Origin of the sequence: Kitasatospora sp. NPDC092286, assembly GCF_044755565.1 — a bacterium.
Lineage (GTDB): Bacteria > Actinomycetota > Actinomycetes > Streptomycetales > Streptomycetaceae > Kitasatospora.
Map to the genome: position 1 here is coordinate 21,237 of NZ_JBIVRD010000043.1, position 15,965 is coordinate 37,201.

Here is a 15,965-nt window from a genome sequence, read left to right on the forward strand (position 1 = left end):
TGGGCGGCACGGTGGGGCACGGCTCGGAGCGGGGGCGGCGAGGCCCCGCGGGCGGGTTGCAGAGGGGCTCGGGCCGGGAGGCGCCCACAGCTCGCCGACGGGCGGTTCCGGGCTCGGAAGGGTGGGGCGGCTCTACGCGCTCTACGGCACTACAGCGCAGTTCAGGGCCCTCTACGGGCTCTACGGGTGCTCTACGGGCCCGCTACGTGATCTTGTGCGTAGCGGGCCCGTAGAGGGGTTGTAGAGCGCTCGGCTACGCCTCGTCGTCCTCGTCCAGGTCGTCCTCGTCGTCCTCGTCGTCGGTGTCGAGGGCGCTCTGGAGGTCGTCGAGGTAGTAGCCCGTGCGGTTCTTCTCGCCCTCACTTTCCGTCATCGCTCGGGCCTGGCGGGCCGAGACGCCGTACGGGGCGAGGAGGTCGTCCAGGTCGTCGGCGGTGAAGCCCTCGTAGACCTCGGGGCGGGCCTGGGCAAGGCGCTGGAGGAGGGGACCGGTGTGGATGGTCCGCTCTCCGTCCATGGCGTCGATGACGTCGAGGATCGACGGGGTGGCGACGACGTGAACCGGGCCGGTGCCGGTGCCGGGGGCGGCGGGTGCGGGGGTCGGTCGGCGAGCGCCGAGGGAGACAAGGAGCGCGGGCCAGTCGAGGCCGGCCGCCGCGGCGCTGGCGGTCAGGTCCGGCAGGCCGGCCTGCGCCCGCTGGTTACCGCGCCGGGTGGCGTCACTGTCCGTGAGGTGCCGGAACCGCCAGGGCATGGGCCGGTTACGCTGGCCGGGCAGGCCCTGGATGTAGACGGTGCCGGCGTCGGCGGGGTCGGTGTGGGTGCCGGGCTTGAGGCGGTCGGCCCGGTAGCCCTCGCGCAGCGCGCCCTGGCCGAACAGGCCGGTGACGTCGATGCCCCGGCAGCAGCCGGCCATCTTGAGGGACATCTTCGGCGCGATGGCCGAGCCGAGGTCCTGCACGGTGCCGAACTGGCTCGCGCCGATGATCCACACCGCTTCCTTTCGGCCGATGCGCAGCAGCCGCAGCAGCTTCGCCTTGGCCTTGGCGGGCAGGTCGTGCCACTCGTCGACGAACACGATCACGGCCGGGTGCTCGGCGCTGGGGCGCCACACCTTGCCGTAGCCGAGGGTCTTTCGGAGCTTGGTGCGGCCCTCGCAGAGCCGGTCGAGCCAGTCGAGGGTCTTGAGGACGTGCTTGTCGTCGCTGACGGCGAGCTGGATGGCGTCGCCGAGGGCTTCGACGCCCTCGCCGCGCGGGTCGATGGAGATGACGACCGCGTCGTGACAGGAGGTGGCCCAGTCGGCGAGCGCCAGCATGATGCTGCTCTTGCCGCCGCCGGAGTCGGCGACGAGGAAGCCCATCACCCCGGCGAGGGAGAAGGCGAGCTCGGTGCCGTCCAGGCCCTGGCCAAACGAGCCCGCCTGGAGGATCGAGTTCGCGAGCGGCGGGTTGTCGCTGACCGGGCCCATGTCGGTGAAGCCGGGCCGGGTCTGCACCCGGATGGTGGCGGTGTCGCTCGCATCCGACCAGCACTCGACGGCCAGGCCGCCCCGGGGCAGCTTGAGCAGGGTGCGGATGGCGGCGGCGTTGCGGTCGGTGTCGATGTCGGCCGGATCGCCGGAGGCGACGGTGACCGTCATCGACCAGCCGACCGAGGTGCGCACCGTGTCGGTGATCTCGGCCAGATCGATCTGCTGGGCACGCAGCGCCCGTCCCACGCAGGCCGCGGCGATGGCCGGGTCGGTGACGCTGTGGATCGGGAACGGGAGCCCGGTGTCCCCGGGGAACAGGGTGTCTTCGGCGACCGGATCGCTGGCCGCCTCCGTCTTCTTCTTGCCCTCCTTCTCCTTCTCCTTGTCCTTCTTCTCCTTCTTGTCCTTGGCGGGGGTACCGTCGGCGATCTCGTACGCCAGCGACGGGACGTCCGGGAGCTCGCGCCGCCACCCGGGGAACCTCCCCTTCGCCCAGGCGGTGATGGCCAGGCCGGCGGCGGTGAGCGTCGGCAAGACCAGACTGCCGACCGCCAGCTCGAGGCCGCCGACCGCCAGGAGGAGCGTGGCGAGGCCGACCCGACGGCGGTTGGCGGTGCGGCGGCGGTGGCTCTCCAGCTCGGCGTCGCTGGGGTCGATGTGGCCGGTGTAGGGCTGCTGGTGGATCTCGCGGACCCGCTGGCGCCAGGCCGCGGCCTCCTCCCGCAGCGTGGCGGCGGCGGCGCCGGCCTGCTTGTGGTCGGCGGCGGTGGCGTCGTCGCCTTGCCCGGCGGCGGCGGCGCGGCGGGCCTGCTTCTCCAGCTCGCTCGCCTTCTCCTCCAGGGCCTCGGCCTCGGTCTTCTGCTTGCCCAGCCAGGTGGTGTAGCGGCGGTTGAGCAGGTGGGCGCGCAGGTGGGCGGGCGTCTCCTGGGAGGCGCTGGCCCAGGCGCCGGTCTCGGTCTTGAGGACGGTCAGGCCGTCGCGCAGGGCGGTGTACTCGCGGCGGGCCTGTGCGGCGGCCGCGGTGGTAAGGGCCTTGGTGAGGCGGGCGGCGGCGCGGGCGGCGGGGCCCGGCCCGTCGGCGGTGTCGGCCTTCTCCTTCTCTTTACCGGGGGCCGCCGGGGTGGGCTGCTCGTCGTCGTCGACGAACTCGCCCTCGGTGACGTCGATGACGATGCGCTCGGGGTAGCTGGTGGTCACGGTGCGCCTCCAGAGGGCTCGGTGGTGATGCGGGGCGGGCGGGGGTTCAGCGGGAGGGCGGGCCGCTCGGGGCGTCGAGGACGACGGTGGCCAGCTCGCGGGCGGTCGCCGGCGCCGGGCCCAGGTAGGGCGAACCGGGGTAGGCGGTGTCGATGGCGGCGGCGAGCACCGGGTAGAGGCGTCCGGCGATGGCGCGGGCGGCCTCCCCGGCCGGGCCCGGGTCGCGGCTCTCCTTGTCGGCGAAGAGCGAGGCGAGGAGGTGGACGAGCTGCGGTCCGGAGAGGGTGACCGTGAGGGTGGCGCGCACCGACGCCGGGTCACCGTCGATACGCGAGGCGTCGATACCGGCGAGCAGGGCGCCGAGGTGGGGCCGGGTGAGCAGGTGGTTCCAGGTGTCGACCCGGACGACCAGGGCCATGCCCGTCAGGCCGGCGGCCTTGGCCAGGGTGCTGCGCATCGTGCGCTCGCGGTCACGGCGCCGGCTGTCCAGGTATTCCTGGTGGCGGCGGGCGGCGCGCTTGTCTCCGAGCATCGGGGTCGTCCTTTCGTACGGCGGTTTCGCCGTGGAAGTGGGTGGGTCCGGGCGGTGACGGCCGCCCGCGCTCCGCGGCCGCGCTGGGCGCGGTGCGGGGCGTGGGCGACCGATGGCGTCCGGGCCGACGGGGCCGGGGGTCAGGCGATGGTGCCGACGAGGGCGGAGCCCATGCCGTTGACGGCGGGGATGACGGTGGCCATGACCAGGCCGCCGAGGGTGGCGGACAGACCGAGGAGAATCCCGGAGATGATGCCGAGGCGCATGCGGGGCTTGGCCTTGGCGGGGATGGCCTTCCAGGCGCCGAGGATCGCGACGGTGAGGAGCAGCAGCACGAGGTTGCCCATGCCGGACAGCTCGGTCTCGGTGGCGCGGGCGGCGAGGGTGGTGTGGCCGCCGGTGCTGCCCCACATCGCCAGCGACCCGGCTCCGTTGCCGAACCAGGTGATGGCGCCTGTGGTGAACCCGATCAGGCCGGACGTGGTGGCGGTGGCGATGCCGCCGTAGAGCATGCCGACGCCGAGCGGCACCAGGTCCAGGGCGCCCTTCGTCGCGGTGCGGCCGTTCTTGATGCTGCCGATGGCGAACCTGCTGACGTGCCACAGCGGCAGCGCCATGCCGACGAACAAACCGCCCACGGTCAGGGTGGTGGCGGGGACGAACACGGTGGTGACCTCCAGAGGAATGAGGGGAGGAGAGGAGAGGGGAGGGGAGGGGGTGGCCGCCGTCGGGCGGCCGGGGGATCAGGGCTCGCGGGTGTGCTCGGGGTGGTCACGCTCCCAGCGCCGGATCTGGACGATCAGGACGGGGAGGGCCGCCACGCCGGTCAGGAAGACGGCGAGATCGATCCACCAGGGGTGGTCGACCAGGACGACCCGGGCGGCGTGCCGCAGGAACGGCGTGCACCGCACGACGCCGGCCGCCGCGCCGAAGGCCGCGCCCCACAGGACCGGGCGCAGCCAGCCGAAGCGGGTCTTCCAGGAGGGGAGCGGGGCGACGTGGTAGAGGAGGGCGCCGAACCCGGCGGTGAGGGCGGCCGCCAGGGGCAGGCGGTAGAGGTCGTCCATGCCGCTCACATCCCGCCCAGGGCCGCGGCCAGGCGGGTGGCCAGGTAGGAGGCGGCGAGCAGGGCGGCGACGGTGACCATCCAGGCGTGCGGGGTGGCGAGCCGGTTGTGCGCCGCCCGGTGGGCCGGGCTGGGCTGCGCCGGCATCCGCCAGGAGCTGACGCAGACGCCCAGCACGTAGAGGGCGGCGAAGCCGGTGGGCCCGGAGGGCAGCGGCACGTCGTCGGCCAGGTGCGGGGACCAGGCGGCGGTGGCGCCAGCGACCAGGCCGAGGCCGGGGGCGTTGCTCAGCAGGCGGGCGTCCCAGTCGGCGGGCCGGGGGCGCCGGGTGACGATCCGGAGCGTGTTGGTCAGGTAGGGGGCGGCGAGGCCCGCGAAGAGCAGGCCCGCCGGTACGGGGGTGAGGGACAACAAGGGCAGGGGCAGGTCCACCGTAGTCTCCTGACGGTCAGTAGAGGGCGGCGAGGATCTGGTCGCCGAGGTGGTTGGCGGCGGGGATGAGGGTGGTGGCGGCGAGGCCGGAGATCCCTCCGGCGAGGCCGAGGGCGGAGCCGGAGACGATCCCGGCGGTGAGCTGGCGGCGCAGCTGCTGGTCGCAGCAGCGCCAGGCCAGGACGAGGAGGACGAGCAGGACGGTGGTGGCGACGCCGCCGCCGGCGCTCATCCCGGCCGGTGCGGCCTGGGGGAGGAGTTGGTCGGAGCCGGTGCCCCCGAGGCGGTTGCCGAGGGGGTTGGTGGCCTCGGTGGTCAGGCGGCGGGCGGCGACGCCGAGCAGGCCGCCCGTGCAGAGCGCGCTGAGCAGGCCGACGAGCAGGCCGCCGACGAGGGCGGCGACGCCAGGGAGCTCGCGGCCGCGGCGCCACCACCGCACGGCGGTGAAGACCAGGATCGCGACGGCCAGGGCCAGCCCGCCGAGGGACAGCTGAGCGGCGGTCACCGGCTCACACCCCCGTGAAGGCGTAGCCGACCAGGTGCAGTCCGGCGGGGGTCAGTGCCAGCGAGGAAACCATGGAGAAGGTCAGGACCCTCGCCGGCCACACCCGCTGGTAGCGGAAGCGGTACTCCAGGACGAGCGCGCCGACCAGTCCGGCCAGCACGACGCCCGGCTCGTCACCGAAGACGTGGTACACGGGGTTCCAGACGCTCCGGGCCACGATCGCCCCGATGACGAAGGCGAGGCCGTTGGCGACCGGGCGAATCCGGGCGACGGAGAACCGGGCCGGAGCCGGGGCGGCCGGCGCCGGGGCGGCCGGGTAGTAGTGGTGGTGGTTCGTGACGTGGACCGGTGCCGGGGCGGTCGCCACCCCACCCCCGCCACCGCCGCCGCCGTACCAGTTGCTGGGCTCCGGCAGACCGCCCGGCCTGGACGGCGGGGGCGGCGGGGGAGGTGCGGCCGGGAGACCGGGCGGAGGCGGCGGGGGACCGCCGCGACGCGGCGACGGAAGGTCCGGCGGCCCACTCGGCGGCGGAGGCGGCGGAGGAGGGGGTGTGCCGCCCGACGCGCCGTCGCGCTCGCCGGAGAGCTCGACGCGCGTCGGCTCGATCGGCTGGTCAGCCATCGGAATCCTCCTGCTCGGACTGCGGGGTGAGGAAGTGAGTGGCGGCCTCGGCGACCAGCACCATCAGGGCGGTGGCGCTGGTGCCGGCGAAGAAGACGAAGAAGAACTGGTCCATGGCGGGCCTCCCGTACGGGACTGGGATGGTGGTGCGGCGGGCGCCACCAGGCCGGTCGTGCTGGCCAGGGCGCGGTGGATCGGAACGGGCGACGGGGTGGAGCTGGCGGCGCGGCCGGTGCTAGTGCTGGCCGGTCGGGTAGCTGCCGTCGCCGTAGCGGCCGGAGCGGCAGATCCAGCGGGGGCCGCCCTCGAACGGCGACCAGCGCTCGACCTTGTCCTGCTCGTCGGGCAGGCGCTCCGGGGCGGCGGCGGCCGCGGCGACGTGCCGGCCGGGCACCGGCATGTCGGGCAGCACGGTGGTGCGCTCCAGCACGGTGTCGGCCGCGGCGGCGGCCTCGGCGGCGAGCTCCCCGGCCGCGTCGACCAGGTCCAGGCCGAACGGCTGGTCCTCGTCGGCGGCCTGGGCGAGCAGCGCGTCGGCGCCAGCCGACAGCAGGGTGTCCCAGTCCGAGTCCGAGATCGTGCCGTCCCAGCGGACCAGGGTGGTGCCGGTCAGGCGGGCCAGGCGGCGGGCGGCCGCCCGCCGCACGCGCTCCGGGCCCTTGGCCTCGGCGACCCAGGCCCAGGACGACGTCGTGGTGGTGCGGGCGATGTGCTCGGCCTGGCGGCGGCCGGTGGTCGTGCGGGACATGGCGGTTCCTCCTGAGCGGGCGGGGTCGGGGAGTTGCTGGTGGTGGGCCCTGGCGGGCCCGCCGCACCACTCCCGGCGCCGTTCCGGCATGGGCATGCCAGGACGGTTCCGAGAGACAGGCGGCGGGAGACTGCCGAACTGCCGGAGAAGAGAAGAGAGGGGAGAAGAGGGGAGCGGGGGCTACTTGCCGGAGCCGGCCTTGGCGGCCTGCGCCCTGGCGTACGCCTCACGAGCGCGACGGAGCTGCTCGTCCTGCTGCTGGCGCTGCGAGTCCTCAGCGGCGCTCACTTGCCACCGCCCTTCGGGGCCTTGGGCGGGGCGGGGGCCGGGGCCGGCGTGCCGCCGCCGGCGTAGCTGCGGCAGAGGTGGCTGATCGTCACCGCGCGCCCCCGTCCGAGTACGGGCGGCCGAAGTTCCGCCGGGTGCTGGCGTCGGGCCGGCTGTACGGATCGGCCGAGACGACCCGGCGCCCGTACTGGTCGACGCCCGCCTGCGGAACCGACACCTGCGCCTCACGGTGGTGACGCTGCGCCTCGGCCGGGTCGTAGGTGTGCCAGCCGGTGGTCGACATCCCGCTGGTGCGGGTCGTCGTCCCGGAGGACCCGGAGCTGCTGGAGCGGTGGGCGGGCTCGGCGATGCCGAAGAACGAGCGGAGACCCATCACTTGCCACCACCCTTCGGGGCTGCGGCCTTGAGGGCCTGGGCGGCGACCTTGGCGGAGGCTTTGGCGAGTCGGGACGCGGCCTTCGCGGCGAGGAGCTGGATCAGGGCGTCGGAGGCCATCGTCAGCACCCCGCCATCTGCGGCCGCAGCTTTTCGGCGAAGCGAGCGATCGCGTCCCCGACGAACCAGCTGATGTGGGTCCAGGTGGTGTCGGCGGCCCTGACGTGCTGCTGCGCCTGCGCCCAGACGTCGGCGACGAGCGCCATCACGGTGCTCTCGCCGGCGGCCGGGACCACGGCGGCCAGGTCGTGGACCACGAGGGCGATGACCCGCCCCTCGTACTGGCTCTGGATGTGGTCGGCGACCTGGTCAACGATGCGCTCGGGGGTCAGGGCCCCCGGGTGCAGGCGGAGGATGTGCTCGGATCGAGCGTTCTGCGGGATGCTGTTCATGCGGATCACTCCTCGTGCGAGTCGATTCCGAAGTGGTCCTGGGGCGTCTAGCCACGCCCCAGGACCGCGCCTTTTGACGCGCAGCGACCTCCCAGCCCGTAACCTGCATGTGCAGGTTGGCCGCTGAGACGAGATTGGCAGAGCGCTGACCAATCGTCAAGAGCTGCACGTGCAGGTTTCCTCTACCTGCATGTGCAGCTCTTGCTCTGGGTGGCCTGGTCTGCCAAGGTGGGCGTCATGAACACCAGCGATTCCACGGCAGATCCGCCGGTCCGCACCGCGCCGGACGTGATCTCCGCTCTCCTCGCGGCCATCAGGGAAGGCGAGCTCCAGCCGGGAGACCATGTCCCGAGCAACTCTGCTCTTGCGGCCCAGTACGGCGTACACCGCAACACTGCGTCGAAGGCTGTCTCGCACCTGAAGGCCGCTGGTGTGCTCTCCGGGCCTGCCGGCGGAAAGACCTGGGTACGCGTCAAGCCTCCGTACACGCGACGGAGCAACATGCGGTACCACATCGAGAAGGCGCTGACCCTCAAGTCCGAAGAAGAGCGGGCTGCCACCGGCGTGGCCGAGCTGGACAGCAATCTCAAGATCGAAAGCCTCTACGAGGACCTCGTCGACTACGACGTGGTTGACCCGCCGTCCGACATCGCCGAGATTTTCGGTCTCGCCGAAGGACAGCAGGTTCTCCGCCGGACTCGTCTGCGCCGCCACAGGGCCGGTGCTGGCTCCAGCGGGTCGGTCAGCTACCTTCCGTACGACCTGATCAAACGCAATCCCGACCTGCTCGACGCCAAGCGTGAGCCGTGGCCTGGCGGAACAATGCATCAGTTGTTCACCATCGGCATCGAGATCGGCCGGATCCAGGACAGGGTCACCGCCTCCATGCCCACGCCGGAGGAGTCGGTCGAGTACGACATCCCGCCGGGCGTTCCCGTCCTGCGCATCCGGAAAATCAGCTACTCCACGGAAGACGATGCTGTGGAGATCGCCGACATCCCGATCCCAGCGGACCGGGTGGAGCTCGTCTACGACACGATGCTGGAAGGGTGGGAAAGTTAGTGCCGACGATCAGCGTGGTGACCCCCGTACACAACGGCGGGCACCAATACCTGGAAGAGACGTACCGCTCGTTGCGCGAGCAGGAGCTCCCGGACGGCTGGGACTGGCAGTGGATTGTGCAGGAGGACGGCGAGTCCGGCATCCCTGCCGCATCGCTGCCGGATGATGCCCGAATCTCCATCGGCGCCGGCCCGCGGGGCGGCGCGGCCATGGCGCGCACCATGGGCCTGACCCGGGTCACCGGCTCCCTGGTCCGGGCGTTGGACGCGGACGACCTGCTGCCCGTCGGCGCCCTCGCCCGGGCCATCGAAGTCATGACCTCGCACCCAGACCTGGGCTGGTGCGTCGGCAGCTGCCTGGATTTGCTGCCCGACGGCACGCTGGCGCCTGGCCCTGCCGACCCTGCGGCGGGCATGCTTCCCCCCGGCATGCTGGCCGACGGCCTGAGGTCGGGCCAGCTCCAGGTCATGGGCACCACTATGACGATCCGCACCGACCTGCTGCGCGCGCTCGGCGGCTGGCCGGCGCTCCCGGCCGGGGAAGATGTCGGTGTCCTCCTGGCCGCCGAGGCGATCTCCCCGGGATGGATGATCGCCGAACCCGTCGAGGTCTACCGAAAGCACAGCGGGCAGATGACCGGCACAGCTGAGTTTCGCGACACCGTTACGACCGCGGCGCGGCACACGGCGATTCTGGGCCGCGCCGACGCCCTGCACCGCTCCGGCTGGCAGTGGCAGCAACCGGTGGTCTTGTCGCCGTTCGAGCGGAAAATCGGCGAGTCGGACGACCCGAAGTGGAACATCGACCGCAGGGTGGAGATTCACACGGCCGTCAATGCCGTGATCCGCGAGGCCGCCGACATCGTGGGCCGGCGCAGCCGCAACGGCCGGTGGACTCCGCCCGGCGAGATGGTGGAGGGCGGCACCAACAGTGGCCTCATCAGCGCGGCACGGGTATGGGTCCTCGACCGGCTGGACCGCCGAATCGCTGAAGCCCGCGAGGTGCTCGGCCAGGTAGAAGGCGAGTGCCTGGACTACTCGGGGATCCGCCGACCCGGAGCAGACGAGTGACGCATGTAGCGGGCGAACAAGAAGCCGTCGTCGGCGAGCAGCGAGGCCAGGCACATCGGCTGGTCGACAACCGCCGGACCGTTGGTGATCCGCGGCGCTCCGCCTCCGACCAGGAGCGGAGCCACCGTCAGGCAGAGTTCGTCCAGCAGGCCCTCGGCCTGGACCCTGCCGAGCAACTGCGGGCCGCCCTCGCACAGGATGCGGTGCCAGCCGCGACCGGCCAGAGCCTGGACCGCGATGTCCAGGTCGACGTACTCGGCACCGGCGATCACCACGTCAGCGGCCGCTTCTACTGCTCGGACCGCCGCCTTGGGCGCGCTCTCGGTCGTGATGACCACCGTGCGCGCGCCGGGCGAGGCCGGCGGCAGGGTCAGCAACGGCGACTGCGGATCAAGGTGCTGGAGCCGGGCGCTGACCACAGCGATGGCCGGGGCCAGCTCCTGTCCGGCCTGCGCACGCAGGCCCGACAGAACCGGGTGTACGTCAGCGGGTCCGTAGCCCTCGCTGCACGCGGTACCAGCGCCGACCAGGACGACGTCCGCGAGGGCACGCAGGACGCCGAGCAGCGCGGCGTCGACCGGGGTGGAGAGTCCGCCCGACCGACCGTCCACGCTGGAGGCACCGTCGACCGACGCGACCATGCAGGCCCGAAGCCACGTTCGCTGAGCAGCCTCAGCCGGGTAGCGGTAGATCTCGGCGAGGCGGACCTCCAGCTGCTCGGCGGGGATGCGGTCGACCGGGGTGGGGAGCAGGCGCTGCATGGTGCGCAGTCTGCCAGGACAGGTGGTCAGGAATGAGCCTGCTGTCCGTGGTGACGGCCGTCTACGGGCCGAGCACGCGGTATCTGCCGGACGCCTACGCCTCGCTGGCCGCCCAGGATCTGCCCGAGGGTTGGGACTGGGAGTGGCTGGTCCAAGAGGACGGGGACGGGGTGGGTGCCGATGCGCACCTGCCGACAGATGATCCGCGTGTCCGGATCGCCTCAGCCCGGCACGGTGGTCCGCACGTCGCCCGCACCGTGGCACTCGGGCGCTCCCACGGTTCGCTGATCAAGGTGTTGGACGCTGACGACGTGCTGCTGCCTGACACGCTGGCCAGGGATATCACGCTCCTGACGGACCGTCCGGAGATCGGATGGACGACGTCGCTGGCGCTCGATCTGCTGCCCGACGGAAGTACCCGACGACACCCAGGCGACCCGGTGACCGGAGTCATCAAGCGGGGCGCGGTCTTGGAAGACTGGCGGGTGTCCCGTCGTCCGATGGTCCACCCGGCGACGCTCTGCGCACGCCGGGAGCTGGTGGCCCTGCTCGGTGGGTGGATGGCTCTGCCGGCCTCCGGCGACACCGGACTGCTGCTCGGTTTGGATGCTCTCCAGGACGGGTGGCTGCTGGAGGAACCCGGGATGCTGTACCGGGTTCACCAAGACCAGATCACCCAGCACCCAAATCACTCGGCTGGTGAGGAGTGGGAGGCCCGCATGCAAGTGATGCAGGAGCGAGCCGAGGCGCTGCACGCCTGGGTTGCAGACAGCGAGCCCCACAGACTGCCCGTCCCACCCTGATCCAGCAGACACACCCTGAAGCACCACGAGCCTGGCCCCAACTGGGATTAGGCTCTTCTGATGCCCAACAAACGGGCTCGCACGACATCTAGAAACAGCAAAAGCGGCCCAAGATTTGCCGTCTACGGGGCCGCTCAGCTGTCTACTTCAGTCGTCCCCGACGGTACCAGGGGTACCCCGGCTTCGGCGAGAGACACCCGTCTCTCGCCCGCTCGGGCTACCCCTGGAGTCCGGCCGGTGGCGGCGCCCTTAGAGAGGTAGCGCCCCCGTTGTTCCACCCCATCAACCTGCGGCGGAGCCGTGTCGTCCCGGCCGCGCCGCTCACCCGTGACGCACGTCACGAGGCCCCGGGTCACACCGTGCCCGGATTTCCGGCCTCTATGGGCATGCCACACCACACCCATGTCCAGACCTGCCCCCGTTACCGCTCGGCCGTCCAGGCCGGGCTGCCCGCTGCCCGATCGGAGGTGAAGAAGTGAGCTCCCAGACCGTCCAGGAACCCCACGAGAACGGCGCCATCAGCCAGCGGGGCCCCGTCAGTTCCGTACCCGTGCACGCCCACATGCGCAGCGGTCCGACACGGGTCGAGTACCCGCTGGATCTGCTGGTGCTGGTGGAGCTCGGCTTCATGCTCGGGGAGCAGGCCCGCCGGCCGAAGGACGCTCCGCCGCTCATTGTTACCCCGCCCGCGCTGGTCGAACGGCTCCAGAGCCAGGGCGTCGTCAGTGGAAACGGATCCGGACTGGTCTCCCGGAATTCGGTCTACGAGGCGTTCAAGCGCCTGATCACCAAGGGCTACATCCGTCGAATCAACCTGCGATCCGAGGACGGCCGACGCTCCGCCGGCGTGGCCTACGAGTACTACGAGTGGCCCGCCTACAACCCGGACTACCGGCCCAACGCCGATCCGGCTGATGACGAATCTCCGCAGGTCAGGTCTGCTTCCGGCAATGCCGGAAGCAGCAACGCCGAAAGCAGAGAGCAAACCGGCACAAAAAAGCGATCTCCGCAGGTCAGGTCTGCTTCCGGCAATGCCGGAAGCAGCATTGCCGGAAGCAGAGGCCGCCGACGGACGTTTCCGCAGGTCAGGTCTGCTTCCGGCAATGGCGAATTGGTTCCACACCTCCAGGAGGAGGTAACTACCTCCTCCCCCAACCCCCTCACGGACACCACCGGTCCGGGGCCGGCTGCGCCGGGGGAGGAGGAGGGCAGGGTCTTCGACCCGAAGGAAACCGCGGCCGCCGTCCGACTTCTCCAGCTGCTCCCGCAGCCGTGGTCGGTTGGAAGGGCGAAGGCGAAGGCCCTCGCCTGGGCACTGCTGGATGCGATGGCCGACCAGGGCTGGCCGAGGATCACCGAACTGGACGACCGGTCCCACCGGCTGCTGGTGGGACAACTGGTCAAGAACCCCGAGAAGGTGAACAACCACAGCTCGGTGCTTGAGAAGTACCGCATCGGGGACCTGCCGCTGTTCGAGGTCGTGGCCGGTGCGAGCGTGGCCCGGCCCCGGACCGCGCCGGACGACATCCACCCGGCGCAGCACTGCGGCACTCCGGACTGCGACCCGATCTCCCGGATGCTCCAGACCCGGGACGACGCAGGCTTCCTGCGGCTCCAGCCGTGCCCGCAGTGCCACCCGTCGGCGGCCCGCCCGGCCGCCGGCTGACCCTCAGCAACGATGCGGGCGGCTGGACCCGGCATGGTCCAGCCGCCCTGCGGAACCTGCCTCATCACTCACTGACCAGGAGTTCCACCCTTGAGCATCGCAGACACCGACCTCGCCGACAGCTACGGCACGGAGCCCGACGAGGACCCGCTGCCGGTACCGGTCGCGCGCCAGGCGCTGGAGCGCGAGCAGCCGAACGACCGAGCCGCCGAGCAGGCTGTGCTGGGCGCGATGATGCTGTCCGTCCCGGCGATCAGCGAGGTCATCGGCACGCTGAACGGGCCCGGCGACTTCTACCGCAGGGCGCACGAGACGATCTACAGGGCCATTCTCGACCTGCACGACCGATCCGGCGGCGTCACCCCGCCCGACCCGATTCTGGTGGCCGGGGAGCTGACCGCGCGCGGTGAGCTCCAGAAGGTCGGCGGCGCCGGCTACCTGCACACCTGCGTCAACGCGGTGCCGACGGCCGCCAACGCCGGGCACTACGCCGGGAAGGTCCGCGACTTCGCGGCCTGGCGCAAGCTGATCAAGACCGGCACCCAGCTCGCCGCCCAGGGCTACGCCGCCATGGGCGAGGCGCCCCAGGCCGTTCAGGCCGCCATGGCTGAGCTCCAGCAGCTGGTGGCCGGCACCGCCGATGTCGCACCGCGGCTGTCGGTCGCCGAGCGGTGGCAGGAGTTCATCGACGACCAGGAGCGCGGTGTGGACCCGCGCGCGCTCGACACCCCCTGGCCGGACATCAACGAGGTCATGCAGCTGCTCCCGGGCAACCTGATGACGGTCGGCGCCGCGACCGCCGGCGGCAAGTCGCTGTTCGGCATGAACCTCGCCCAGCACGTCGCCCTGCACCGCAACAAGCCCGTCCTGGTCGCCAGCATGGAGATGAGCGGCAAGGAGCTGATGGCCCGTCTGACCTCCGCCGAGTCGGGCGTCCACCTGGAGCACCTGGTCAAGCACAAGCTGGACGACAACGACTGGGAGAAGATCGCCCGCGTCTCCGACGTGATGCGCAACGCCCACAACTTCTACCTGGACGACTCCGCCAGCCAGACCCTGTCCAAACTCCGGGCGAAGCTGCGCTGGATGGCCTCGCGCGGTCACATGCCCGCCATGCTGGTCTGCGACTACCTCCAGCTGATGACCCCGGAGAACACCAAGGCCAACGCCAACCGCGCGCAGGAGGTCGGGGAGATCAGCCGCGGCCTCAAGATGATCGCGGGCGAGTTCGAGATCCCGGTCGTCGCGCTCGCCCAGTTCAACCGCAACGCGGCCAACCGGGACCGTCCCAAGGTCTCCGACTTCAAGGACGCCAGCGCCATCGAGCAGGACAGCAACATCATCATCCTGCTGCACCGGGAGCTCGCCGAGGACGGCACCGACACCGGACCGACCGCCGGCACCGTCGAAGCGATCATCAGCAAGAACCGGTCCGGTCCCTCCGGCCGGATCGTCCCGCTCGCCTTCCAGGGCCACATGGCCCGCCTGGCCTCCATGGCCCGCGACTGAAACACCCCGAGAACGACCCTAACAGCCCGTCTGACGGCCTCAACCCGCCTCCGGCTCCGCCACCGCGGCCAAGGTCAAGATCAACCCGCAGAAGACGATCTAGAGGTTCGCCGGACGCAGCGGCGAACCCTGGACCATCCTGCTGGTCCGGCAACACCCGCACAGTCCGACGCTCAACCCCCGAACGGAGCGCCCGTGCCCCAGACCACTGCTCACCCCTACCCCGCCGGCACCACCTGGCTCTTCAGCGCAGCGAGGAACAACTACCCGAACGCTCACGAACTCGTTCTGAGGTGGGAAGCCCACGGCGAGCGGCTGTTCCGCGACAACGCGCCGGCCGACATCGACGCACTGACGCTGTGGCGCCAGTGGGCGGACTGCACGGCCGACGAGCTCCACACGGACGATCCCGTCCGATACCGGCCGGGCGACGTCCACATCACCTGGACCATCAGCACCCCGACCGGCAACGGCATCGCCGAGTACGCCCCGCACTACGAGCGGAGCCCGTTCCAGAAGACCCTGCCCGATCCAGAGGACTTCCTGACCCACTACACCCACCCGGTTCACAGCGTCACCGGAGAGCGCGCCAACTGGCTGCGCCTGCCCGTGGTCGACCGGCGCTGGAACACCGGCGGGCAGGATTCCGGGCACGGCTTCATCCAGGACGCGATCGGCTGGAAGCCCGGCCCGCTCCAGCCAGTGATGAACGTCCACCAGCTCGCAGCGGCGGCCGGCATCCAGCCGTAGCCAGGAGTGGCATCCGGCCCCGCGCGCAGTCACCCGTCACCTGGCCTGCGGCCGTTCGGGAGGGCGCAGCGGCGGGTTCTGGAGTTCGGGTTCTAGATATTAGGCGTCACCCGCGACGCCAGGGGTGGCGTCACTGGTGACGCCACCCCTCTCCGTTCGGCGGGGGTGTCCGAGGCGGTTGGCGGCCCCGAGGGCCCGCACCGGCAACCGCCGCGCCCCTCGCTACCCCAATCCCACCGGACAGGTTCCAGCCGCCACAGCGGCCGCACCCCGTACCCCTCCCTCACCGAGAGGAAAACCAGCCGTGACCAGCACCGACGACCAGAACGACGCCCTGGGTGAGACCCGTGACGGGCGGTTCCCGCTAGCCCTGCACCGGCACGACGGCGAGCTCATGCTCCCTGGCGGCCTCTGTGGCGGCCGCAGGGCTCACCAAGCCTCCCGGGGGTCATGGTCGCCGCATGGGCGACCATGACCCGTGACGAGGAAGTCGGCCGGCGCTTCGAGGACACCGCCTCGTACGAGCTCGACTTCACCCCGATCGACGCCACCGTCCCGCCAGCCGCCGACGGCGCCGGCTGGAGCCCCGCCTCCATCCTGGCGTCAGACCTCGCCCTCTGACGGGTCTGGACCGGTCCACCAGCTCGCGTTCG

Annotated in this window: 20 protein-coding genes; 7 read left to right on the forward strand and 13 right to left on the reverse strand. The window is 71.5% G+C overall.

The features are described from left to right. Positions 1–253 precede the first annotated feature (253 nt). The 12 genes from ACIQIB_RS32135 to ACIQIB_RS32190 form a co-directional block, all read right to left on the reverse strand. Positions 254–2,671, reverse strand: a complete 2,418-nt coding sequence (locus ACIQIB_RS32135; RefSeq protein ID WP_400762298.1) for a hypothetical protein — start codon at positions 2,669–2,671, stop codon at positions 254–256. A 46-nt stretch (positions 2,672–2,717) separates the two neighbouring features. After that, entirely contained in the window at positions 2,718–3,203 is a 486-nt protein-coding gene (locus ACIQIB_RS32140) for a hypothetical protein (protein WP_400762300.1), read from the reverse strand. A 140-nt stretch (positions 3,204–3,343) separates the two neighbouring features. Further along, complete coding sequence (locus ACIQIB_RS32145) at positions 3,344–3,868, reverse strand: hypothetical protein (protein ID WP_363613379.1); 525 nt, start codon at positions 3,866–3,868, stop codon at positions 3,344–3,346. Positions 3,869–3,946: 78 nt separating this feature from the next. Beyond that, positions 3,947–4,270, reverse strand: a complete 324-nt coding sequence (locus ACIQIB_RS32150; RefSeq protein WP_400762303.1) for a hypothetical protein — start codon at positions 4,268–4,270, stop codon at positions 3,947–3,949. A gap of 5 nt (positions 4,271–4,275) precedes the next feature. Continuing rightward, positions 4,276–4,701 carry a hypothetical protein gene (locus ACIQIB_RS32155; RefSeq protein WP_400762305.1) on the reverse strand — a complete coding sequence of 142 codons (426 nt, stop codon included), beginning with the start codon at positions 4,699–4,701 and terminating at the stop codon, positions 4,276–4,278. 16 nt (positions 4,702–4,717) lie between these two features. Next, on the reverse strand, positions 4,718–5,206 hold the full coding sequence (locus tag ACIQIB_RS32160) for a hypothetical protein (RefSeq protein WP_400762307.1): 489 nt from the start codon (positions 5,204–5,206) through the stop codon (positions 4,718–4,720). A 4-nt stretch (positions 5,207–5,210) separates the two neighbouring features. Next, positions 5,211–5,573, reverse strand: a complete 363-nt coding sequence (locus ACIQIB_RS32165; RefSeq protein ID WP_400762309.1) for a hypothetical protein — start codon at positions 5,571–5,573, stop codon at positions 5,211–5,213. Positions 5,574–5,820: 247 nt separating this feature from the next. Next, entirely contained in the window at positions 5,821–5,943 is a 123-nt protein-coding gene (locus ACIQIB_RS32170) for a hypothetical protein (RefSeq protein WP_400762311.1), read from the reverse strand. Positions 5,944–6,063: 120 nt separating this feature from the next. Next, positions 6,064–6,576 (reverse strand): hypothetical protein, encoded by a 513-nt coding sequence (locus ACIQIB_RS32175; protein WP_400762313.1) that lies wholly within the window; start codon positions 6,574–6,576, stop codon positions 6,064–6,066. A gap of 376 nt (positions 6,577–6,952) precedes the next feature. Beyond that, positions 6,953–7,237: a hypothetical protein gene (locus ACIQIB_RS32180; RefSeq protein ID WP_400762315.1), complete on the reverse strand. Its 285-nt coding sequence runs from the start codon at positions 7,235–7,237 to the stop codon at positions 6,953–6,955. Next, a complete protein-coding gene (locus tag ACIQIB_RS32185; protein WP_400762317.1) occupies positions 7,237–7,359 on the reverse strand; it encodes a hypothetical protein in 123 nt (40 codons plus the stop codon). Before ACIQIB_RS32185 ends, ACIQIB_RS32180 begins: the two co-directional genes overlap by 1 nt. A 2-nt stretch (positions 7,360–7,361) precedes the next feature. After that, entirely contained in the window at positions 7,362–7,691 is a 330-nt protein-coding gene (locus ACIQIB_RS32190) for a hypothetical protein (RefSeq protein WP_400762319.1), read from the reverse strand. 237 nt (positions 7,692–7,928) lie between these two features. Between ACIQIB_RS32190 and ACIQIB_RS32195 the strand changes: the two genes are divergently transcribed. Both ACIQIB_RS32195 and ACIQIB_RS32200 read left to right on the forward strand, forming a co-directional pair. After that, positions 7,929–8,753 (forward strand): GntR family transcriptional regulator, encoded by an 825-nt coding sequence (locus ACIQIB_RS32195; protein ID WP_400762321.1) that lies wholly within the window; start codon positions 7,929–7,931, stop codon positions 8,751–8,753. Beyond that, positions 8,753–9,823 carry a glycosyltransferase family 2 protein gene (locus ACIQIB_RS32200; protein ID WP_400762323.1) on the forward strand — a complete coding sequence of 357 codons (1,071 nt, stop codon included), beginning with the start codon at positions 8,753–8,755 and terminating at the stop codon, positions 9,821–9,823. The genes ACIQIB_RS32195 and ACIQIB_RS32200 overlap by 1 nt, the downstream gene beginning before the upstream one ends. On the opposite strand, the gene ACIQIB_RS32205 is transcribed toward ACIQIB_RS32200, so the two are convergent. Next, positions 9,787–10,584, reverse strand: a complete 798-nt coding sequence (locus ACIQIB_RS32205; RefSeq protein ID WP_400762325.1) for a pyrimidine reductase family protein — start codon at positions 10,582–10,584, stop codon at positions 9,787–9,789. The two genes, ACIQIB_RS32200 and ACIQIB_RS32205, sit on opposite strands and share 37 nt — an antisense overlap. Positions 10,585–10,616: 32 nt before the next feature. Between ACIQIB_RS32205 and ACIQIB_RS32210 the strand changes: the two genes are divergently transcribed. From ACIQIB_RS32210 to ACIQIB_RS32230, 5 genes are all read left to right on the forward strand, one after another. Next, positions 10,617–11,387, forward strand: a complete 771-nt coding sequence (locus ACIQIB_RS32210) for a glycosyltransferase family 2 protein (protein ID WP_400762327.1) — start codon at positions 10,617–10,619, stop codon at positions 11,385–11,387. 475 nt (positions 11,388–11,862) lie between these two features. Beyond that, positions 11,863–13,053 (forward strand): hypothetical protein, encoded by a 1,191-nt coding sequence (locus tag ACIQIB_RS32215; RefSeq protein ID WP_400762329.1) that lies wholly within the window; start codon positions 11,863–11,865, stop codon positions 13,051–13,053. 90 nt (positions 13,054–13,143) lie between these two features. Next, a complete protein-coding gene (locus ACIQIB_RS32220) occupies positions 13,144–14,562 on the forward strand; it encodes a replicative DNA helicase (protein WP_400762331.1) in 1,419 nt (472 codons plus the stop codon). 195 nt (positions 14,563–14,757) lie between these two features. Continuing rightward, positions 14,758–15,312 (forward strand): hypothetical protein, encoded by a 555-nt coding sequence (locus ACIQIB_RS32225; RefSeq protein ID WP_400762333.1) that lies wholly within the window; start codon positions 14,758–14,760, stop codon positions 15,310–15,312. Between the two features lie 471 nt (positions 15,313–15,783). Further along, the gene (locus ACIQIB_RS32230; RefSeq protein ID WP_400762335.1) at positions 15,784–15,933 is read left to right on the forward strand and encodes a hypothetical protein; all 150 of its coding nucleotides are present in this window, start codon (positions 15,784–15,786) and stop codon (positions 15,931–15,933) included. The last annotated feature ends 32 nt before the right edge of the window (positions 15,934–15,965 follow it).